A 20,540-nucleotide genomic window follows, 5' to 3' on the forward strand; every position below is an offset into this window, starting at 1 on the left:
GCCTTAGTCGGTCTTGCGCTCCACGTCCAGCAGGATTATGTGCATGATGATAATAAGCATGCTCACGAAAGTTTGTCCGCCCGTTCCGAAGTCCTCACATGTCCACCTCGCCCAATATCAGCTTTGTGCTGCACGATGTCGCGCGCCTGCTCAGGAAACGTTTCGAGCAGCGCTCGCGCGCCTTTGGACTGACCCGCGCGCAATGGCAGGTGCTGTCCTATCTCTCGCGGCAGGAAGGCATCCATCAGAACAAGCTGGCCGACCTCATCGAGATCATGCCGATCACGCTCGCAAGGTTGCTCGACAAGATGGAGGCGGGCGGCTTCATCGAGCGCCGGCCCGATCCGGCCGATCGCCGGGCGTGGCTTATCTATCCGACCCCGAAGGCGCATCCGCTCATCGAAGTGATGCGCAGCAATGGCCAAAAGACGCGTGGCGAGGCCTTTGCCGGCCTGTCCGCGGACGCGCAGCAGCAGCTGCTGCAAACCCTTTGCCTGATTAAATCCAATCTGCTCGAGGCCTGCGCCCAGCCGGCCGTCGACCGGGAGAAAGTCCATGTCTGAAGGAACCTCACCCAGAAAGCCCGCCGGCGAGGAAAGCGAAAGAGCAAGCGACCAGGTCATTCGCCTGGACAGCCAGCGCGAGCAAAGGCGCGGCAACCCGCCTGTCGTCGAAGACGATGAGCTGGAAGCGCTTGTGGCGCCGGAGCCGGCGACGCTCGAGGCGCCATCGGCCCAGCCGAAACCGGCTTCCGTCACGGTGGCTCCGCCCGCTCCCGTCAAGCCGCGCCGCAGCCTGACGCGGCCGGTCCTGTTTGCGCTGCTGCCTATCGCGCTGGTGGCCGGCGGCTACTACTACGTCGTCGGCGGTCAGATCATGACCACCGACAACGCCTACATCCAGGCACAGTCGCTCGGCGTTTCCACCGATGTCTCCGGCACCGTGCAGGAGATCGACGTGCACGACAACCAGGCGGTGAAGAAGGGCGATGTGCTCTTCCGCCTGCGGCCGGCCTCCTTCGAGACCGCGCTCGCCGGCGCCAAGGCGCAACTCGGCACGGTGCGCAACCAGGTGCTGACGCTGCAGGCGAGCTACCAGCAGTCGCTCGCTGCGATCGACCAGGCGCAGGCGGACATCCCCTATTACGAGTCAGCCTTCCAGCGTCAGCAGGACCTGCTCAAGACCTCGACCGCTTCCAAGGCGACCTTCGACAGCGCCCAGCACGACCTCATAGCGGCCCGCCAGAAGGTAACGGTCGCCAAGGCGCAGGCGCAGGCGATGCTTGCCCAGCTCGGCGGCGACGCCAGCCAGCCGGTCGAGCAGAATCCCTTCTACCTGCAGGCCCAGTCGGCGGTGGACGACGCGCAGCGCAACCTCGCCGACTCCGTCGTCAAGGCGCCGTTCGACGGCATCGTCACCAATGTCGACGCGCTGCAGGTCGGCAAGTACCTGCCGGCCTCGCAGCCGGCCTTCAGCCTGGTGTCGTCGACCGACATCTGGATCGCGGCCGAGCCCAAGGAAACCGAGCTCACCTATGTGCGTCCCGGCCAGAAGGCGACGATCAGCATCGACGGCTATCCGGGCGAGGTCTGGCACGGCACCGTCGGCTCGATCAGCCCGGCTTCGTCATCCAGCTTCTCGCTGCTGCCGGCGCAGAACACCAGCGGCAACTGGGTCAAGGTCGTGCAGCGCATCCCGATGCGCGTGACGATCGACGATCCGGACGGCAAGCCGCCGCTGCGCGGCGGCATGAGCGCGGTCGTCAGCATCGACACCGGCCATGCCCGCGGCCTGCCCGATTTCGTCACCGACCTCCTCAAGCGTTTCGGACAAAAGTCATGACAGCGGCTTCCGCGACAGGCGCGCCCGTGGTCGCCAATCGCGGCGCCATCACCGCTTGCGTGATCCTGGCGGTCATCATGCAGGCGCTGGACACCACCATCGCCAATGTGGCGCTGCCTTATATCCAGGGCAGCGTCTCGGCCAGCGCCGACCAGATCAACTGGGTGCTCACCTCCTACATCGTCGCCGCCGCGGTGATGACGCCGCCGTCCGGCTATCTCGCCAACCGCTTCGGCCGCAAGCGCATCCTGCTGGTCGCCATCACCGGATTCGTCGTGGCCTCCGTGCTGTGCGGCTTCGCCCAGTCGCTGCCGCAGATCGTCGGCTTCCGCCTGCTGCAGGGCCTGTTCGGCGCGGCGCTGGTGCCGCTGTCGCAGTCGATCCTGCTCGACATCTACAGCGTCGAGGAGCGCGGCTCGGCCATGGCGTTGTTCGGCGTCTCGGTCATGGTCGGCCCGGTGCTCGGCCCGGTCATCGGCGGCTGGCTGACCGAGAACGTCTCCTGGCGCTGGGTCTTCTACATCAACGTGCCGATCGGCGCGCTAGCCTTCATCGGCGTTTCGATGTTCGTCCAGGAAACCAAGCTCGACCTCAAGGCCAGGCTCGACTGGCTGGGCTTCGGCATGCTGTCGATCGCCATTGCCTCGCTGCAGATGTTCCTCGACCGCGGCGAGCAGCTCAACTGGTTCTCCTCGGCCGAGATCATCGTCGAGGCGCTGGTCTGCGCATCGGCCTTCTACATCTTCATCGTCCACACCTTCACCGCGCGTGACACATTCGTGAACCCGCGGCTGTTTCTCGACCGCAACTTCTCCGTCGGCATGATCTTCATCTTCATCATCGGCATCACCTATCTCGCCTCGCTGGCGCTAATGACGCCTTACCTGCAGACGCTGATGGGCTATCCGGTGGTGACGGCCGGCATCGTCATGGGGCCGCGCGGCCTCGGCACCATGGCCTGCATGTTCATCGTCGGCCGGCTGGTCGGCAAAGTCGACACGCGCTGGCTGCTGTTCATCGGCCTCGCCATTACCGCCTGGGCGATGTACGACATGACCGGTTGGACGCCGGACGTCTCGCAATGGACGATCATCAGCACCGGCTTCATCCAGGGCGCCGGCCTGGGCTTCCTGTTCGTGCCGCTCACCACCATCACCTTCGCCACGCTGGCGCCGGAGCGGCGCGCCGAAGGCACCGGCCTCTACAATCTGTCGCGCAACATCGGCTCCAGCGTCGGCATTTCGGTGGTCACGGCGCTTTTGACGCAGAACCAGCAGATCAACCACGAAAACATCGCCACCTATGTGACGCCGTACAATCCGGCCTTCAGCGACCCGGCGATCTCGCAGGCGCTGAGCCCTTACACCGCCGCCGGCCGCGCCGCGCTCGACGGCCTGGTCACGCTGCAGGCGACGATCATCTCCTATATCGACGACTTCAAGCTGATGATGATCCTGTCCCTCGCCGCCATCCCGCTGGTGCTTCTGCTGCGCAAGCCCGGCACGCCTGCCAAGATCGATCACAGCGCGGTCATGGAATAAAAGGACCGGGATCCCGCCGCCTGCGGGACCCCGGCCTGCCGGACGACCTCCCAAACACCGGCGTCGCTGCGCCGGAAGCCGTCGCGGCCTTTTTGGGGAGGACGAGAATCATACGAAGCGGCCGCGCGCGGAGTTTCACGGCCTCGATCCATTTTCCGAAAATTGTAGAGAGCCCAGTTCACATGCCGGGGCTTTTTGTTGGAGACGCCGGCGATTGGCGAAAACCTCCGCATGATCGTCATTCCAGGGCGGAGCAAGGAGCGCAGCGACGCGGCGCAGACCCTGGAATCCATGCCGTTACGCCAAGGCGTTGCAGCGGTTGCAGAATTCTGCACCGTTGCACTCCACGGCAGAGGTCACGGCATGGATACTCGGGTCAGGCCCGAGTATGACGACGTCACGGAGGGATTCGGCTAACCGCGTAGGTTAGCGCCAACAGCGCCGGCTCACTCGCCGCCACCTTGAACCACAACGCCGTTTCACCGAATGTGCCGACCAACCCCGAATGCGTCGTGCGGCCCGCCTCGGACGGCAAGGCGATCGGTCGGACGCCGACGGAAATGTCGATATCAGACAGCAAAAAACCCCGGCCGAAGGCCGGGGCTTGACGTTGGTGAGGTGCGCCTTCTATTCCGCCGGCGATGGTTTCTTGCGGAACATCGCCGCCAGATTGTCCCACAACTCGATCTTGGCGCCCTGGCGCTTCATGATCACGCCTTGCTGCAGGATCGACAGCGTGTTGTTCCAGGCCCAGTAGATGACGAGGCCGGCCGGGAACGAGCCCATCATGAAGGTGAAGATCACCGGCATCCAAGTGAAGATCGCCGCCTGCGTCGGATCCGGCGGCGCCGGGTTCATGCGCATCTGCAGGAACATGGTGATGCCCATCACCACCGCCCAGGCGCCCATATGCGGCAGGAAGGCGGGCGCCGCGAAGGGCAGCAGGCCGAACAGGTTGAAGATCGACGTCGGATCCGGCGCCGCAAGGTCGTGGATCCAGCCGAAGAACGGCGCGTGCCGCATCTCGATGGTGATGTAGAGCACCTTGTAGAGCGAGAAGAAGACCGGGATCTGCAGCGCCACCGGCCAGCAGCCGGCGAGCGGATTGATCTTCTCGGTCTTGTAGAGCTCCATCATCGCCTGCTGCTGCTTCATCTTGTCGTCCGCGTATTTCTCGCGGATCTCGACCATCTTCGGCTGCACCTTCTTCATGTTCGCCATCGAGGCATAGGACTTGTTAGCGAGCGGGAAGAAGATCGCCTTGACGATGACGGTGGTGGCGAGGATCGCCAGGCCGAAATTGCCGAAGAATTTGTAGAGCGTGTCGATGAGCCAGAACATCGGCTTCGTGATGAAATAGAACCAGCCCCAGTCGATCAACAAGTTGAACTGGCGAATGTGACGGTCGGCCTCATAAGCGTTGATCTTGGCGACTTCCTTGGCGCCGGCGAAAATCTCTGTCTCGACAGTCGCGGACTGACCGGCATCGACATTGATTGCGTCAGTCAGGAAGTCGGACTGATAGCGGTGACGTCCGTCCTCGAAATAGGCATAGCGCGGCTGGAAGGGCTGCTTCTCGGTCGGCACCAGTGTCACGGCCCAGTATTTGTCGGTGATGCCGAGCCAGCCGTCGGTCGACTTGCCGGRCTTGACTTCCTTGTCCTTCTCGATCGCCGAATATTTGTACTCCGACARCCCCTCGCTGCCGGTGACGCCGATCAGGCCTTCATGCAGCACATAGGTGCTGGCGACCGCCGGCTTGTCATAGCGCGTGACCCGGCCATAGTTGAACAGGCTGACGGGGGCGCTGCCTGAGTTCTGCACCGTGTCGGAGACGGTGAACATGTAGTCGTTGTCGACCGAGATGGTGCGCTTGAAGGTCAGGCCCTTGTCATTGGTATAGGTCAGCGTCACCGGCGTCGACGGGGTCAGCGTCGGATTGCCCTCGACGCTCCATACCGTGTCCGAGCTTGGCACTGCGCCCGTCTTGTCGGTGCCGACAAAACCGATCTCGGCGAAATAGCCGGTAGGTAGCGCCTGCGGGTTGAGCAGCTCGATCTCGGGTGAATTCTTGTCGACCGTCTCGGTGTAGTGCTTGAGCTTCAGGTCGTCGAGGCGCGCCCCGGTCAGGTTGATCGAGCCCTCGAGACTCGGCGTGTCGATCTTGACGCGCTTGGTCGCGGCGATGGCCTGATCACGGCCGGCCGCCGTCATCGTGTCGCCGCCGGGCGCGCTGGGAATCGCGCCGGCGGTGGGAGCCGGCGTTCCGGCCGCGCCGGAGTGGGCGCCGCCGCCCGCTTCCTTCTTCTGCGCCTCGACGCGCTGCTGCTCGATGCGGGCCTGCTCGCGCTGCTGCTCCATCTTCGGGTTCATGTAGAACACCTGCCAGAGCGTCAGGATCAGCACCGACAGCGCGATGGTGATGAAGAAATTGCGGTTGTTTTCCATCGAAAGCCCTTGGCCTATCGTGTGCCGCGCAGCCGGCGGGAAAGCTCGGCCTTCAACTGGCCGAACGGAATGGCGAGCACGTCTTCGCGCCCGACGATGACATAGTCATTGCCGGGCGCCATGTCATCGGCGGCATGCACGCGCACGGCTTCCCTCAGCCGCCGCCGGACGCGGTTGCGCACCACGGCGTTGCCGACCTTCTTGGTGACGGTGTAGCCGACGCGCGGCGCGGAATCGTCGCCGCGGTCGAGAACTTCAACGAGAAAAAGCCGCCCGCGGCGTTTCTCGCCGCCGCGCACAGCCAGGAAATCCGCGCGTTTCAGAAGCCGCCCGGGAACCTGTCCCTTTGGCTTGCCGGGTGCGGGCAACGATCTCGTCTTTCGTTCAGGCGCTGAGCCGCTTGCGGCCGCGATTGCGGCGGGCAGCAACGACGCCACGACCACCCTTGGTGGCCATGCGGGCACGGAAACCATGCCGGCGCTTACGGACGAGCTTGGACGGTTGGTATGTACGCTTCATTTGTTTTAATACCGCGGGGTGCGGCCCTTCTTGATTCTGTCACTCTGTAACAGGAGCTTTGCCGGGCCGGCTTAGGCGCGATCGAAACCGCGCCGGGACGAATGGCCCGAGCGTGAGCGGGCTTATAGAAAGAAGGTTTTTGGAAGTCAATCCGGCGTGGCCGCCAGACATTTTTTCGCTGCACCAAGGTTGAAATTGGCAAAAAAGCCTCAAATCGCATAATCTTGGCCGATCAAGGCTTCGTGAAGACCGCGTCATGACGAGTGAAGCTCTGTCCACCGATGAAAAGGCACGGCCGGCCGCGGCGAATTCGTCGCGGCGGGTGCCGCTGTCGCGCGGCCTGTCGACCAAGCTTCTCTTCCTCACCATCGCCTTCGTGCTCTTGGCCGAAGTCCTGATCTTCCTGCCCTGGATCGCCAGCTATCGGGTCAACTGGCTGAAGGAGCGCTTGAGCACCGCCGCCGCCGTGTCGATCGTGCTCCTGCAGGGCGAGCCCAACGCGCTGTCCCACAACGCTCAGAACGACGTGCTGATGGCGATCGGCGCCAAGGCGATCGCCGTGCGCGACGGCGGGGTCTCGCGGCTGCTCGTCGTTTCCGACATGCCGCCCCAGGTCGACGAGCATATCGATATCGCCGATGTCGGCCTCGTCAACGGCATGACCGGCGCGCTCGACACGCTGTTCTTCGGCGGCAAGCGCATGCTGCGCGTCTTCGGCCCGGTCGGCGACAGCGACAAGGAATTCGAGCTGATCATGCCGGATTATCGCTTGCGCGATGCCATGCTGAGATATTCGCGCAATGTCGCCGTCGTCTCGCTGCTCATCTCGCTGTTCACCGCCATGCTGGTCTATGCGGCGATCGACCTGATCATGATCGGGCCGATCCGCACCATGACGCGCTCGATCCTGGCCTTTTCCGAGGCGCCCGACGATCCCGGACGCGTCATCTCTCCGACGGACCGCTCCGACGAGATTGGCGTGGCCGAGCGCGAGCTGGCGCAGATGCAGGACCGGCTGCAGAGAATGCTGTCGGAACAGAAGCACCTCGCCGACCTCGGCCTGGCCGTGTCGAAGATCAACCACGACATGCGCAACATCCTGGCTTCCGCGCAGTTGATGTCCGACCGCCTGCGCCAGGTGAAAGACCCGACCGTGCAGTCCTTCGCGCCGAAGCTCGTGCGCGCGCTCGACCGGGCCGTTTCCTATTCCGAAGGCGTGCTTCACTATGGCCGCACCCAGGAGCCGGCGCCGTCGCGCCGCAGGCTGCGGCTTCGCCAGCTTGTCGACGACGTGCACGGCCTGCTCGACATCGAGGAAGGCATCGAGTTCATCAATGGCGTCGAGCATGCCTTCGAGGTAGACGCCGATTCCGACCAGCTCTTCCGGGTGCTCAGCAACCTCTGCCGCAACGCGGTGCAGGCGATGGCCGCCGACACCGCAAGCGCGGTGGTGCGCCGGCTGGCGGTCGCGGCCGAGCGTCACGGCAGCGTCAGCCGCATCACCGTCACCGACACCGGCCCAGGCCTGCCGCCCAAGGCGCGCGAGAACCTGTTCGCCGCCTTCCGCGGCTCGGCGCGCAGCGGCGGCACCGGCCTCGGCCTGGCGATCGCGCATGAATTGATCCGCGCCCATGGCGGCACGGTCGAGCTCGTCGAATCGATCGGCGGCCGCACCGTCTTCGCCGTCACCATTCCCGACCAGCCGGTCCGGCTCGACCAGGCGCGCAACGGTCTGCGCCGCCCCGCTTGAGGTGTACCGATATTCAGGTGAGGCCGGCCTGCAAATGGCGGCTTCCTGCACTTCCGGCGCTCACGTACTTCAGCACGCTCCGCTCCGGTTCTCGAAATCCACCATTTTGGTCTCGGCCTGACCTGAATCTCGGCACACCGCGACATAGGGAAAACACCTGCGACAAAACTTTTGCCGGATCGGCTTGCTTTTCGCAGATTCAGTCGTTAGGGAACACTCCACATCGCGGCCGGCCGTCTCGACCGGATCGCGGGGCTTGTGTCAAACACGGCCCTGTTGCGCGCCCGTAGCTCAGCTGGATAGAGCACCAGACTACGAATCTGGGGGTCAGGAGTTCGAATCTCTTCGGGCGCGCCAATATTTCAGATGTTCAGCCGAACCTCACCCTTTCAATGGCCGATTTGAAACGGCTTTGCATCGTCGGATGGATTCGCGCGGCTGAGAGAACTGCGGCGGAAGAGGCAACCTGCCCTGTCGCAGGCAATCATCCCGCGTAACGGGATCATCGTCTGCCATATAGCTTCGCGCATTGGTCCGAGGCTCAGCCTTCCATCTCTTGCTCCCACCAGCCGCGGGTGTTCACATTGGCGGCGTCGGCGAGAGCTTCCAGCTGCGCAATGTCGTCGCCGGAGAGCACCATGCTCGTGGCTCGGACCAGGCCATCGATGTAGTTGGGCCTGGTAACGCCGATGATCGGCGTCGTGCCCTTGGCGATGGCCCACGCTATCGCGACATCGGCAGCTGCCGCACCTTGGCCTTGGCCGATCGAGGCGAGCTTGTCCGTCAGCGCCTTCAGCTGAGGCAGCATGCCGTTGTAGGTCTTCGCCCGGTTGCTGCCTTCCGGCAGCGGATTCTCCGGACTGTACTTGCCGCTCAGGGCACCTTGTTCAAGCACCATATAGGCGAAGAACGGGATGCCGTGGCCGCGGCAGTAGTCCAGGATGCCGGCGTCCTCGGAGCTGCGGTAGAGCAGGCTATAGTGGTTCTGGACGGCTTCGACCCGGAATCCGGCTTCTCCGAGGATCCGGTTGGCGAGCTCGATTTCGCCCAAATTGTGATTCGAGACGCCCACATGTTTGACCTTCCCGTCTTTCAGCAACGGGATCAGCCRCGGAGTCCACCGCGCAACATCCGCCGGATTGTGAATCCAGTAGAGGTCGATGTAGTCGGTGCCGAGGCGGGCCAGGCTCTGCTCCAGCATGTCCGCCACCACATCGTTGCCGATTCCCGCGGCCTGCGGGGTGAACTTCGTGGAGAGCTGGTAGTCGCTGCGGGCGAAGCGCTTCAGCGCCTCCCCGAGAACGGTCTCGGAACGGCCCATGCCGTATACCGCGGCGGTATCCCACAGGGTGAAACCGGCCGCATGCGCCTTGTCCGCGACCTCTTCCAGGCCCGCCCGAGTGAGGTGGCTGCCGAAGTAGCCGTCGCCGGTCTTGCCGCTGTCGCCCCAGGCCCAGGTGCCGAGTGCGACTGCGGGGGTCTTCAGATTATCGGTTGTCATGTTTGCTCCATTCGTGTTCCGCAGCCAGGCGTGCTGTAACCCGGGCGCCGCTGACACTATGACGCGCAGCGACGCCGAACCGCTCGCCTGATGCGCCGGGATTTCTGCCCAATCCTCCAGAAGCCGCACGGATTCGCTTTGCCGCCCTTGCGCGCGCGTGCGATGGTCCGATTTATGGAAACACTGAGCGAAATCGCGGCCGTGATTGCCCGGYACGTCTCGAAGGATGGCTTCCACGCCACACCCATCGAACGTGTGACGCTTGTTCGATCCTCCACGGTGACGATGCCGATGCCGAATGTCTACCGGCCGCAACTGGTTCTCGTCGTGCAGGGGAAAAAGGAGGTCACGCTGGGCGACCGCGTGTTCAGATACGCACCGGGGCGCTACGGGGTCGTAACCTACGACCTGCCGGCTACAGGCCATGTGGTCGAGGCAACGCCCGACAAGCCCTATCTCTGCCTGTACCTCGATTTCGATCCCGTCATGCTGGGGGACCTGGCGTTGCGCGTACCGCCGTCGGGAACGCCCTCCTTGCCCATCGGCAAGACGGTGTCCGACGCCGGTGCCGATTTGCTCGACGCAACGCTGCGTCTGCTGCGCCTGCTCGACGATCCGGCAGCGCTGCCCGTGCTCGGGCCGCTGGCCGAGCAGGAAATTCTCTATCGCCTGCTTGCCGGCCCGGACGGCGCCAGGATGCGTCACATCACCTCCGGCCAGGGTCGGGTGGCCCAGGTTGGCCGCGCCATCGCCTGGATCGGGCTGAACTTCCGGGAACGGTTCAGCATCGAGCGGCTTGCCGCTGAAGTGGGCATGAGTCCGTCGAGCCTGCACGAGCACTTTCGCGCCGTGACGGCGATGACACCGCTGCAATTCCAGAAGCAGCTGAGGCTGCAGGACGCACGCAGCCTGATGCTGGTCGATGACATCGATGTCACGACCGCGGCCTTCAGCGTGGGTTACGAAAGCCCGTCGCAGTTCAGTCGCGAATATCGCCGCCACTTTGGAGAACCGCCGCTGCGCGACATAGCCCGCTTGCGTGCCTCCCCGGCCTTGGCGGTGGTGGCTTGAGCAAAGCCTGCCCGGCACCGGTTCAAATCGGCATTCATGCGCGCCAAAACCAATTGCAAAATAAAATCAGTCGACCTAACCTGAACCGATTGCATGGCGCAATCAGATCGCGCGAATGCCATTTGAGGAACAGGCATGGCCAAGCTCGTCTTCGGAATGAATCAGTCCCTCGACGGCTACGTCGATCACACGGAGTTCGGGCCAAGCCCTACGCTCTTCCGCCACTTCATCGAGGATGTGCGGCGGAAGGCGGGGAGCGTCTACGGCCGCCGCATGTATGAAATCATGCGCTACTGGGACGACGAGCATCCCGAATGGGATGCCGAGCGACAGGCCTTCGCTGCGGCGTGGCGGAACCAGCCGAAATGGGTCGTCTCGCGCTCGTTGCAGTCTGTAGGTCCCAACGCCACGCTCGTCGAAGATGATCTCGAGAGCGCGATGCGCAAGCTGAAGGCCGAGCGTGACGGCGAGATCGCAGTCGCCGGCCCGGATCTGGCGCGAAGCCTCACCGAACTCGGCCTGATCGATGAGTATCGTATCTACCTGCATCCCGTGGTGCTTGGCCGCGGCACGCCCTATTTCGCAGGGCCCCGGCCGCCGCTCCATCTCATGGCTCATGAGCGGATCGACGAGGATGTGATCAGGTTGACTTACGCTCCGGTCTGATCTCGGACTAGGGCGAGCCACGATCCGTCGAAAAATTCGAAGGCGCCTCAGCTCGCCTGCGGGGCCGTTAGGGCCTGCACGGGCAGCCGGCGCTCGAACCCCCACAACAGGATCGGGCAGGCCAAAAGAGCCGCCGAGCCGAGGCCGAGGGCCGCGCCTGCGCCGCCTGTCCAAAGCGCAAGCCTGCCGCCGAGCCAGGGCGCGATCAGCATCGTGGCGTAGTAGACCGTGTAGAAAAGTCCCATTCCCAGCGCCCGTGTCGCCGGCGCCAGCACCCGCGCCGGCAAGCTCATGATCGATCCGGCCGGGAGCCCGCAGACGAGGCCGAGCGCAACCAATGTGGGCATCACCGGCGAGCCCCGCCACAACAACGCGATCAGCGCGGCGAAAGCGAGGCAGCTTGCGGCAAGCAGCGCATTGCGGCTTCCTGCGCGGTCCGCGAGGTAGCCTCCGAGCGGAACCGAAAGAGCCGCGAGCCACAGCACGATGCTGACGGCCGAGCCGGCGGCGGCGGTCGACCAGCCGCGCTCGACCAGCATCGAGGGCGCGAAACTGAAGACCATGGCGAAGCCGACATTGTAGAAGGCCCATATCAACCCTGCCAACAGCACGGCCGAGACGGCGCTCAACCCAAGCCGCGCGGCTTGCGCCGAGACCGGAGCGACGGATTGGCCTGGCGGTCGGTAGGAAAGCTCGACCAGCGCCAGGGCCGTGCCGATAAGCGCCAGGACCGCGATGTGAGCGCCGGCAATTCCGAACTCACCCTGGATCAGCGGCAGCGCGACGAGCGTCAGGGCAATGCCCAGCGGCCATGAGTTGATGAAGATCGCCATCGCCGTGGCGATTTGCCGGCCCGCGAACCAGTCGACCATCATCTTGGTCATAAGCACGTTCAGCAGCACGCCGCCTATGCCCGCGATCAGCCTACCTGCGATCTGCACGCTCCATGACGTCGAGCTGCAAAGCAGCGCCTCGCCCGCCAGCATCAGGACCAATCCGGCAAGCACGGTCGCCTTGTCGCCAAAGCGCCGTCCGATCGCGCCGCCCGGAAGCGCCAGCGCGATACCCGGCGCGAAATAGAGGCCGATCAGCACGCCTATATCGGCGAGATTGGCGCTCAGCGCCTTGCCAAGCTCCGGCGCGACGGCCGCGATGCTCTGGAATTGCACCGCCATCGCGGCGCGGGCGATGAAGAGCACGGCAAGGATCGTCCAGCGGCTGCGCACGGGGTCCCACGAATTATCCAGGCCTGATATTCTGGTTCAACCGGAAGAAATTGGTCGGGTCGTACTGCTTCTTGATGGCGGCGAGGCGGGCATAATTGGCGCCATAGGCATCGCGCACGCGCTCGTCGCCCTCATCGCCAAGATTGTTGGCATAAACGCCGCCGGTTGAGAATGGCCGGACCGCATTCCAAAGTTCGCGCGCCCAGCCGATATTGGCCGCGTCATCGGCCGGATCGTCCCAGATGGCGATCGGGAAGCAGTCGAGCGCCGCATCGCGGTTGGCATAGGGCGAATCCGACGCCGGCACGCGGGCGATCGCGCCGCCGACCTGCTGGAAGACCAGCAGGGACGAGCGATTGGGAGCCTTGGCGTAAGCCTCGAGCAGCGCCTCGATCGCGCCATCGCTGATGGCGCGCAGGAACTGCGCCTTCCAGTAGTAGCGTCGCCCGCGTGGAAAGAGGCTGTCGCCCGCCGATTGGATCTGGAGGTAGGGGATGGCCTGGAGCCGGCTGTCGATCGGGGATCCGAATTTCATCAGCGGCGCGACGGCAGCTTCGCCCGCTTCGAGCGGCCCGGCGTAGCAGGCCGAGATGCTGAAGGCGCGCTCGCCCGAGGGCAGCGTGACGAGCGCGGCATCGACGCTCACCTCGTCTGGGGCATTGCGGGAGTATTCGTCGTAGAACCGCATGGCTTCGCGCGCATCCTTGTAGGGGTGCAGCACCGAGCCCACGAGAAGGTCCGGGCCGAGCGGGTGCAGCCGGTATTCGAACGCCGTCACGATGCCGAAATTGCCGCCGCCGCCGCGCAGGGCCCAGAACAGGTCGGGGTGCTCGCCGGCGCTTGTCCGCAACAGCCGACCGTCGGCGGTGACGATTTCAGCGGCGATCAGATTGTCGCAGCTCAGCCCATGCTTGCGGCCGAGCTTGCCGAAGCCGCCGCCGAGCGTCAGGCCGGCGATGCCGGTGTCGCCGTTGACGCCCATGGTCGTCGCCAGCCCATGCGCCTGGGTGGCTGCGTCGAACTCGGCAAGCGTCAGTCCGGCTTCGGCCCTGGCGACCCGGCGCTCGGGATCGACGACGATCATCTTCATGCGCGACAGGTCGATCACCATGCCATCGTCGCAGACCGACAGGCCGGCGACGTTGTGACCACCGCTGCGGACGGCCACGAGGCAGCCTTGTGACCGGGCGCAGGTCACGGCAAGGATGACGTCGTCGGGATTGGCRCAAAAGACGATTGCCGCGGGCCGTTTGTCGATCGCCCCGTTCCACACTCTGCGCGACTGGTCGTAGCCGGCGTCCATCGGCAATATCAGTTCGCCTTGCAAGCTCTGCCGCAGCCGTGCGATCGCCGTGTTCGAGGAAGGGGATCGGTCTAACAGCTCATCGGTCTGTCGCGGAATGTCCATCGGTGCCGCCCTCGGTTCCAACCGGGCTACGGTCTCACAGGGTCCGACCTTCTGCAAAAGCGAAATTCTTCGCTACTGGATGAGCAGAATTCATCTACACTGCCGGCATGAGAAACTTGCCGCCGCTCCGTGCGCTACACGCCTTCGAGGCAGCCGCCCGGCACGGCAGTTTCAAGGCAGCGGCTGAAGAGCTCGGCGTGACGCCGACGGCGATCAGCCACCAGATCCGCCTGCTGGAAGAGATATGCGACCGCAAACTGTTCCAGCGACGGCCGCGCCCGCTGGTGCTGACGAGCGCCGGAGCGCGGCTGTTCCCGATCCTGCGTGATGGCTTCGATCTTCTCGCCGGCTCCCTTGCCGCGGTCGCCGAGCCCGATGTCCAGGCGCCGCTGCGGGTGACAAGCCCGAACGCTTTCGCCAGCCGGTGGCTTGTGCCGCGCTTGCCGAAATGGCGGGAGGCCAACCCGGCCGTGCCGCTGGAGATCATCGGGACGGACGCGGTCCTCGATCTGCGCGCCGGCAYCGCGGATGTGGCGGTCCGGTACACACGGCGCCCGCCTGCCGGCTTTCAAGCACAAGAGCTCTGCCGCGATTCCTTCTTTCCCATATGCAGTCCGCGATTGCTGGCAAGCGATGGGCGGGCGATCGAGAGGGCCGCCGATCTGCTGCGCTATCCGTTGGTCCATTTCGACTGGATGAACCGGGATCCGGACGCGCCGACCTGGCGCCGATGGCTGGCGACGGCTCGATCGATCGATCCGGACCTGGTCCCGGACAAGGCCTGGGATTTGAGTTTTCGCGAGGAATTGCATGCGATCGACGCGGTCGTCGCCGGGCAAGGCATAGCGATCCTGAGCGACGTCGTGGTCGGCCGCGAGCTGGAAAACGGCTCGCTCGTCAAGGCCCATCCGTTGTCCTTGCCGGGCTACAGCTTCTATGTGGTGTGGATGCGGCACAATCCGCGATCCGCGGTGATGGAGACTTTCCTGGCCTGGATGAGAGGCGTCTTGTGAGGCTGGTGGAAGCCGGGTCGAGCAACCCGGCCTATGCGGTATAAGCCAGCGCCAGAATTCTTGGGGTGGTCGTGAAGCACACCATCAACCTGCGGCCGGATGACGTGACTGCCTTACCGGCTTCGAAATCGACGGCGATGTCTTCAAAACCCAGCACGCGGTCGTCGAGCGGAAACGATGCCTTGTAGACCGCCTCCTTGACGGCAAACAGGACCCGGCCGCCTGTGCCGGTCTCGAGACCGCCAAGGCGGTCTTGAGGCGTGGCCACGATCGCCTCCAGCTCGCGAGGCAAGGGCAGGGCGGGTTCGATGTCGACGCCCACGCTTCTCATGGCACCGGATCGCGCGGCGACAGCCACGGCGAGGTCGTCGTCATGCGCTATCGAGCCGATGATGCCCGCGGGCCAGATCGGGTTTCCCAATTGGCCACGCGGCACGGCAGGATCCGCGCACCCAAGCCGCCGAAGCAGTTCATGCGCCACCTGGCGGCCCGCCCCGCTGGCGGTACGGGCCCGGGGCTCGCGTGCGGCGATGGACGCGCTTTCCGCCGCTAGAAGAAATCGTTCGTCTCCGGTGCGAATAAGACGGCAACCGGCGGTCAGGCCTGGCGGCATGAGGCCCGTCAATGCGCGATCGACCGCCGCCTCGATGTCAGGTCGCGCCTCGTTCGGTGGGGTGTTCAACGCCCTATCTGCCCAATTCGAGCACGGCGATCATCTCGCCGTCTTCGTCCAGTCCCTGCTCCACGAAACCGAAGCCGGCGTAAAGCTGGCGCGCGGCCTCGTTTTCCGGCTCGTAGCAGATCGAGACGCGGTGGACATGGCCAAGGCGCGCAATCTCTTCCAGCGCCTTGGCGACGGCGGCGCGGCCGAGGCCCTTGCCCTGCTCGCGCCGGTCGATCATGAAACGATAGATGATCGCTTCGTCATCGTCGTCCGGCGCGCTGTACATCACGAATCCGACGACGCGCCCTTCGGTGACCACGGCGCGAGCGATGGCTTCGTCATCCAGGCGGGCTTCGGCCAGCGAGTCCCCGTTGGAAGCGACGAAGCCTTGTTGTGCGGGCGACAGCTCAAGCGCCAGTATCGCCGCCCGGTTGCCCTTGCCGGCCGGCTCGAGGGCGACCGGCGGGTCGCTCTTTCCGGCGGCGCGCGTCACGGAGCGTGCCCGATTTCCATCGCGCGGGCATCGATCGGCGTCACGACGCCGTAAAGTTTTGCCGGGTTGCCGCGCCAGACCGTGTTCGGCTCCAGCACCTCGCCCTTCATGACGAAGCAGTCGACGTCGGCCACGGACCCCTCGCCCATCACCACCGCGTAGTGAACGAAGGCGGAAGGCGCCAGCGTGCAGCCATTGCCGATGCGGATGTAGTCGGACTTGAACGCGCCTTCCTCCAGCGAGTGCGGCTGGATCACGCAGCCCTCGTTGAGCGTCACGTCGTCGCCGATCTCCACCAGCGACCGCTCGGTTATGATGCAGCCGCCGTCATAGAGTCGCAGCCCGACCTTCACGCCCAGCAGGCGCAGGATCAGCGGCCGGAACGGGGTGCCGGTGAACAGCCCCATGATCGGTGAATCGGACAGCTTCCAATGGCGTTCGTGCCRCCAGAAAACCGGGTCGTAGATCGTCGCCATCCTGGGCTTCAGCYGGCGGAAGGCGAGGCTGGCGCGCTCGAGGAAGATGTAGAACGGAATACCGATCGCCGTGGTCAGCACCACCGCCACGAACAGCGCCGTCTCGCCCCATTCGGTATAGTAGTTGAGCGCCCGGTCCCAGATGGCGAGCGTCAGGAACAGGATCATCCATTGCGCGGCCACGAACATCAGCGCGGTGACGAGATTGTGCAGGTTCTTCCGCGGCAGGCGGCGGCTGCGCTCCTTGTCGGAGATCAATCCGAGAAGCTCCTTGTCGCGATTGACCATGCGCGGAATCTCGAAGGGCGGCGAGCCCAGCAGCCCGACATTCTCGCGCATGGGACCGTCCACCGGCACGTGGACCTTGGTTCCGAGCAGGCAATTGTCGYCGACGCGGGAATCCGGTGAGTAGATGATGTTGTTGCCGAAGAAGTTGCGCTCGCCGACCCGTGTGTACTCAAGGCGGAAGGAGTTGGCCGACTTCTGCATGTTGACCATGAACAGACCGTCGGACACCATGGTTTCCGAGCCGATTTCGCTGAGCTGCGGATTCTCGTGCCGCTGGTTGGTGCCGAAATTCGAGCCGGTCTGATCAACCTTGTTCAGCCGCCAGCCGAGGGCGCGCAGATAGTAGACGATGGCCGAGCTGTCGCCGAACAGGACGTTCAGCAGGCGTACATTGCTCACCAGCTCAAGCATCGATTGCAGCCAGTAGTGGAAGCCGTAGAGCGAATAGTTCCGGCCGGGTTTGAGCATGAGGTTGAACAGCCTTGGCACGACGGTCGCCAGCAGCACCCCACCGACGATGAAGCCTGCCACCGTGACCGTGGTACCGATCGCCACCAGGCCGATCGTCTCCTGATAGTCGTCGCCGACATTTTCCCAATAGGTATGGAAGAGCAGCGGAAAAGGCGTGACGATGGCGAAGAGGATGAAGAGCTGGATCGCCTCATAGATGACCCGGCGCACTCTCGACAGCGGTACGTTGGGGACGGTGCAGTAGTCGGCCTCGGTCGGGATCGCCGGCGAGCCGTGCCTGCGCTCTCCCGCCGGAATGGTCTGTCCGCGATGCAGCGATGAAGCATGGCCGAGCTGGGCGCCGTCGCCGATGCGAGTATCGATGTCCAGCGTCGAGCCGACGCCGACGAAGGCGTTGTTGCCGATGTTGACCGGACCGGTGTGGATATAGCCCGCCTGGGCGCGGAACCCGAGGATCATCGATTCCTTGCGCAGGATCGAGTTGTCGCCGATCGTGATCAGGTCGGTGCAGACCGGAACGGCGCGGCATTCGATGACGGTGCGTTCGCCAAGCCTGGCGCCGAGCAGGCGCAAATACAGGCTGTAGAGCGGGCTGCCGCGGAACAGCACGACCGGAGCGCTGCGGACCAGTGTCTTCACGATCCAGAAGCGGTAATACCGCCAGCCCCAGATAGGGAAGGTTTCGGCTTTCCAGCGGCCGACCAGCAGCCATTTGGCGGCGATGGCGAAGCCGCTCAATCCGAAGAACACGCAGGCGGACAAAATAACGCAGCGCATGTAAAGGGCGCCCGGATCGTCCAGGGCGTCATAGACCCAGTTGAGGCCGTCATTGATCGCCCAAAGCGCGACATAGCTGTAGACCGCGTAGAACAGCAACTGGCCGAATCCCGTTGCCCAGATGGCAAGATTGGACGCCCGATGCGTCAGCATCGGCTCGCTCGCGGCAATAGCGGCCGCTTGCGGCTCGCGCAGGTAATCGGAGAGCCTGGCGACCGTCGGAYGCAGGTAGATGTCGCGCATCGACGTCGTCGACCACGCCTTGCGGGCGCGGATGCGGGCGCAGAATCTGGCCATCAAAAGAGAGTTCGCGCCGAGATCGTCGAAGAAGTGATCCTCGATGGAGATATCCTCGAACTTCAGCACGTCCTGCAGCGCGTCCACCAGGAACGTCTCGTCCTCGTTGCGCGGGTCGACCATCGCATGGCCGGATGCGACACGCGCGCTGGTCGGTTTCGGCAATTTCCTCAGATCGACCTTGTTGGAGACCGTCATCGGGATCGCGGGCAACTGCTCCAGATAGGCCGGGACCATGTAATCCGGCAGCCGRCGCTTCAGCTCCTGCACGAGCACCGTGCGATCCACCCCTTCGCCTCCGACCTTGGGCGCATAGTAGCCGACAAGTTCCGTGCGCTCGGGCTCGATCTCCCAGGTCGTGACCGCCGCCTGCGCGATGCCTGGCTGGTCGAGCAGCACGGCCTCGATCTCGCCCAGTTCGATACGATAGCCGCGAATCTTCACCTGCGTGTCGATGCGGCCGTGATATTCGATCTCGCCCTTGTCGTTGATCCGGCCAAGGTCGCCCGTCCGGTAGATGCGGCCGCTGGGATTGTTCGGCAGCCCGATGAAATCCTGGATGAATTTCTGGTCCGTCAGTTCCGGCCGATTGAGATAGCCGACCGCCACGCCCATGCCGCCGATGCAGATTTCCCCCAGCTGGTCGCCGGTCAGCACCGTCGGCTTCTCCGGGTCGAGGATGGCTATCGAATAGGTTGGCAGCGGCCTGCCGATCGTCACCGGCTCGTCCGGCGTCAGCAATGCCATCGTGGCGGTGACCGTGGCCTCGGTCGGGCCGTAGGTGTTCAGGATCTGGCGGCCAGGCTTCGCCCAACGCACCACGAGTTTATTCGAGCAGGCTTCGCCGCCGACCAGGATCGCGCGCAGGCTCGGCGCGTCGCTCTCGATCGACGACAAAAGGGTCGGGCTGCAGGCCATGCATGTGATCTGGTGTTCACGCAGGAAAGCGGCGAGCTCCTCGCCGACGAGGGGCTGCTGACCCGGGGCCGGCACGACCGTGGCGCCGGCGGCGAACGGCACCCAGATTTCCTCCGAGGAAAAGTCGAAGGCGATGGTCATGCCCTGGTAAACCCGATCACCGGGTTGATAGCCGTAGGACGCCGCGGCGACGCGGATGAAGTTGCAGAAGCTCTGGTGGGTGATGACAACGCCTTTCGGCTTGCCGGTGGTGCCGGATGTATAGAGGATGTAGCAGGTTTGATCCTGGACGCCCTCCGGCAGGGGCGCCGTTTCCGGCTGGAGCGCGATCTCGGACTCCGCAGAGTCAATCGAGATATGCGGCACCGGCAGGCGCGCCACGCGCGCCGCATAGCCCGAGACGCTGATCACCAACGTGACATTGGCGTCGTCGATGATCATCACCATGCGGTCTTCGGGAAACGCGGTGGCCAAAGGCACGAAGGCCGCCCCGGCCTTCATGACGGCCAGCACGGCGATGTATGTCTCGGCGGAGCGGTCCAGCAAAAGGCCGATCCGGTCGCCTGGCTTGACGCCACGCTCGATCAGAAGATGCGCGAACTGGTTGGCGCGGTTGTTCATCTCGCGATACGACCAGGCGCGGCCGCCGGAAATGACCGCGGGCGCGGCGTCGAAGCGGCTCGCCAAGTCGCCAAAGAACCGGTCGAGCCTTTCGTCCGGCGCGCCCTTCTGGATGAAATCGGGACCGATCAGGATTTGTTCGCGCTGGGGCGATCCGGCCATTGCTTCGGCATGGCGAGCGCTTTTCTTGGCAGGCTTTATTGCTTCATGAAGAGACATTGGAAACCCCGCGAGCGCGTTCGCTCGCACTATGGAAAAAACAACAGGCTGGTGATGTCGGGCCAGTTGCCCCCTCTTACGGCCGATCTGAGCTGCTCAGCGCAGCGTATCGGACCGGAAGCTGAGGCGACTTCGCAGGCCTATGCTGCTGCTCTGATGGCCGATCCGTGACGATCATGCAGCTTCACGATCATTTGATGAGGCCGTGTCCTGTGCGGCGGTCAACCGCCGATGACGCCGAGATCAGCCTCATTGAGGCAATAGGATGCCTGGCGGAAATCGCGGATGCGGCGTTTGGGTGGCCGATGCCGGCGTGAGCGCAAGCTAAGTG

General features: G+C 64.4%; 16 protein-coding genes and 1 tRNA gene. 8 read left to right on the forward strand and 9 right to left on the reverse strand.

Annotation, left to right across the window (positions count from 1 at the left end):
* The first annotated feature begins 98 nt into the window (after nucleotides 1-98).
* The 3 genes from LCM4577_RS01395 to LCM4577_RS01405 are packed head-to-tail and all read left to right on the forward strand — an operon-like array spanning nucleotide 99 to nucleotide 3,383.
* A complete protein-coding gene (locus LCM4577_RS01395) occupies nucleotides 99-563 on the forward strand; it encodes a MarR family winged helix-turn-helix transcriptional regulator (RefSeq protein WP_071069185.1) in 465 nt (154 codons plus the stop codon).
* The gene (locus LCM4577_RS01400) at nucleotides 556-1,842 is read left to right on the forward strand and encodes an HlyD family secretion protein (RefSeq protein ID WP_071069188.1); all 1,287 of its coding nucleotides are present in this window, start codon (nucleotides 556-558) and stop codon (nucleotides 1,840-1,842) included. Before LCM4577_RS01395 ends, LCM4577_RS01400 begins: the two co-directional genes overlap by 8 nt.
* Entirely contained in the window at nucleotides 1,839-3,383 is a 1,545-nt protein-coding gene (locus LCM4577_RS01405; RefSeq protein ID WP_040984946.1) for a DHA2 family efflux MFS transporter permease subunit, read from the forward strand. The genes LCM4577_RS01400 and LCM4577_RS01405 overlap by 4 nt, the downstream gene beginning before the upstream one ends.
* A 627-nt stretch (nucleotides 3,384-4,010) precedes the next feature.
* On the opposite strand, the gene yidC is transcribed toward LCM4577_RS01405, so the two are convergent.
* Genes yidC through rpmH form a run of 3 tightly spaced genes read right to left on the reverse strand, consistent with a single transcriptional unit; the run spans nucleotide 4,011 to nucleotide 6,350 of the window.
* Nucleotides 4,011-5,831: a membrane protein insertase YidC gene (gene yidC, locus LCM4577_RS01410; protein WP_071069190.1), complete on the reverse strand. Its 1,821-nt coding sequence runs from the start codon at nucleotides 5,829-5,831 to the stop codon at nucleotides 4,011-4,013.
* 14 nt (nucleotides 5,832-5,845) lie between these two features.
* Complete coding sequence (gene rnpA, locus LCM4577_RS01415; protein ID WP_040984950.1) at nucleotides 5,846-6,199, reverse strand: ribonuclease P protein component; 354 nt, start codon at nucleotides 6,197-6,199, stop codon at nucleotides 5,846-5,848.
* Between the two features lie 16 nt (nucleotides 6,200-6,215).
* Nucleotides 6,216-6,350, reverse strand: a complete 135-nt coding sequence (rpmH, locus tag LCM4577_RS01420; RefSeq protein WP_008833937.1) for a 50S ribosomal protein L34 — start codon at nucleotides 6,348-6,350, stop codon at nucleotides 6,216-6,218.
* Between the two features lie 256 nt (nucleotides 6,351-6,606).
* Here rpmH and LCM4577_RS01425 point away from each other — a divergent pair, with 256 nt between their 5' ends.
* Nucleotides 6,607-8,100, forward strand: coding sequence for a HAMP domain-containing sensor histidine kinase (locus tag LCM4577_RS01425; protein ID WP_040984952.1), 1,494 nt, complete (start codon nucleotides 6,607-6,609; stop codon nucleotides 8,098-8,100).
* Between the two features lie 280 nt (nucleotides 8,101-8,380).
* Nucleotides 8,381-8,457, forward strand: a tRNA-Arg gene (locus LCM4577_RS01430).
* A gap of 184 nt (nucleotides 8,458-8,641) precedes the next feature.
* Here the strand turns inward: LCM4577_RS01430 and LCM4577_RS01435 are convergent.
* On the reverse strand, nucleotides 8,642-9,601 hold the full coding sequence (locus tag LCM4577_RS01435; protein WP_071069192.1) for an aldo/keto reductase: 960 nt from the start codon (nucleotides 9,599-9,601) through the stop codon (nucleotides 8,642-8,644).
* A 174-nt stretch (nucleotides 9,602-9,775) separates the two neighbouring features.
* Between LCM4577_RS01435 and LCM4577_RS01440 the strand changes: the two genes are divergently transcribed.
* Entirely contained in the window at nucleotides 9,776-10,672 is an 897-nt protein-coding gene (locus LCM4577_RS01440) for an AraC family transcriptional regulator (protein ID WP_071069194.1), read from the forward strand.
* Between the two features lie 135 nt (nucleotides 10,673-10,807).
* Nucleotides 10,808-11,338 carry a dihydrofolate reductase family protein gene (locus tag LCM4577_RS01445; RefSeq protein ID WP_071069196.1) on the forward strand — a complete coding sequence of 177 codons (531 nt, stop codon included), beginning with the start codon at nucleotides 10,808-10,810 and terminating at the stop codon, nucleotides 11,336-11,338.
* Between the two features lie 47 nt (nucleotides 11,339-11,385).
* Here the strand turns inward: LCM4577_RS01445 and LCM4577_RS01450 are convergent, their stop codons facing one another.
* Both LCM4577_RS01450 and LCM4577_RS01455 read right to left on the reverse strand, forming a co-directional pair.
* Nucleotides 11,386-12,564 (reverse strand): CynX/NimT family MFS transporter, encoded by a 1,179-nt coding sequence (locus LCM4577_RS01450; protein WP_071031839.1) that lies wholly within the window; start codon nucleotides 12,562-12,564, stop codon nucleotides 11,386-11,388.
* A 13-nt stretch (nucleotides 12,565-12,577) separates the two neighbouring features.
* Nucleotides 12,578-13,867 (reverse strand): FAD-binding oxidoreductase, encoded by a 1,290-nt coding sequence (locus LCM4577_RS01455; RefSeq protein WP_244508209.1) that lies wholly within the window; start codon nucleotides 13,865-13,867, stop codon nucleotides 12,578-12,580.
* A 212-nt stretch (nucleotides 13,868-14,079) separates the two neighbouring features.
* On the opposite strand from LCM4577_RS01455, the gene LCM4577_RS01460 reads away from it, so the two are divergent.
* Entirely contained in the window at nucleotides 14,080-14,985 is a 906-nt protein-coding gene (locus tag LCM4577_RS01460) for a LysR substrate-binding domain-containing protein (RefSeq protein WP_071069198.1), read from the forward strand.
* Nucleotides 14,986-15,016: 31 nt separating this feature from the next.
* On the opposite strand, the gene LCM4577_RS01465 is transcribed toward LCM4577_RS01460, so the two are convergent.
* The 3 genes from LCM4577_RS01465 to LCM4577_RS01475 are packed head-to-tail and all read right to left on the reverse strand — an operon-like array spanning nucleotide 15,017 to nucleotide 20,152.
* The gene (locus tag LCM4577_RS01465) at nucleotides 15,017-15,667 is read right to left on the reverse strand and encodes a 4'-phosphopantetheinyl transferase (RefSeq protein WP_083354600.1); all 651 of its coding nucleotides are present in this window, start codon (nucleotides 15,665-15,667) and stop codon (nucleotides 15,017-15,019) included.
* A gap of 4 nt (nucleotides 15,668-15,671) precedes the next feature.
* Nucleotides 15,672-16,142, reverse strand: a complete 471-nt coding sequence (locus LCM4577_RS01470; protein WP_071031842.1) for a GNAT family N-acetyltransferase — start codon at nucleotides 16,140-16,142, stop codon at nucleotides 15,672-15,674.
* Entirely contained in the window at nucleotides 16,139-20,152 is a 4,014-nt protein-coding gene (locus LCM4577_RS01475) for a Pls/PosA family non-ribosomal peptide synthetase (RefSeq protein ID WP_244508211.1), read from the reverse strand. The genes LCM4577_RS01470 and LCM4577_RS01475 overlap by 4 nt, the downstream gene beginning before the upstream one ends.
* Nucleotides 20,153-20,540: the final 388 nt, after the last annotated feature.

This window comes from Mesorhizobium sp. LCM 4577 (assembly GCF_001854795.2).
GTDB classification, from domain to species: domain Bacteria; phylum Pseudomonadota; class Alphaproteobacteria; order Rhizobiales; family Rhizobiaceae; genus Mesorhizobium; species Mesorhizobium plurifarium.

Excerpts from the sequence above, each read along its gene's own strand:
- LCM4577_RS01395 (WP_071069185.1), top strand. The coding sequence starts at position 99 with ATGTCCACCTCGCCCAATATCAGCTTTGTGCTGCACGATGTCGCGCGC.
- LCM4577_RS01400 (WP_071069188.1), top strand. The coding sequence starts at position 556 with ATGTCTGAAGGAACCTCACCCAGAAAGCCCGCCGGCGAGGAAAGCGAA.
- LCM4577_RS01405 (WP_040984946.1), top strand. The coding sequence starts at position 1,839 with ATGACAGCGGCTTCCGCGACAGGCGCGCCCGTGGTCGCCAATCGCGGC.
- rpmH (WP_008833937.1), bottom strand. The coding sequence starts at position 6,350 with ATGAAGCGTACATACCAACCGTCCAAGCTCGTCCGTAAGCGCCGGCAT.
- LCM4577_RS01425 (WP_040984952.1), top strand. The coding sequence starts at position 6,607 with ATGACGAGTGAAGCTCTGTCCACCGATGAAAAGGCACGGCCGGCCGCG.
- LCM4577_RS01445 (WP_071069196.1), top strand. The coding sequence starts at position 10,808 with ATGGCCAAGCTCGTCTTCGGAATGAATCAGTCCCTCGACGGCTACGTC.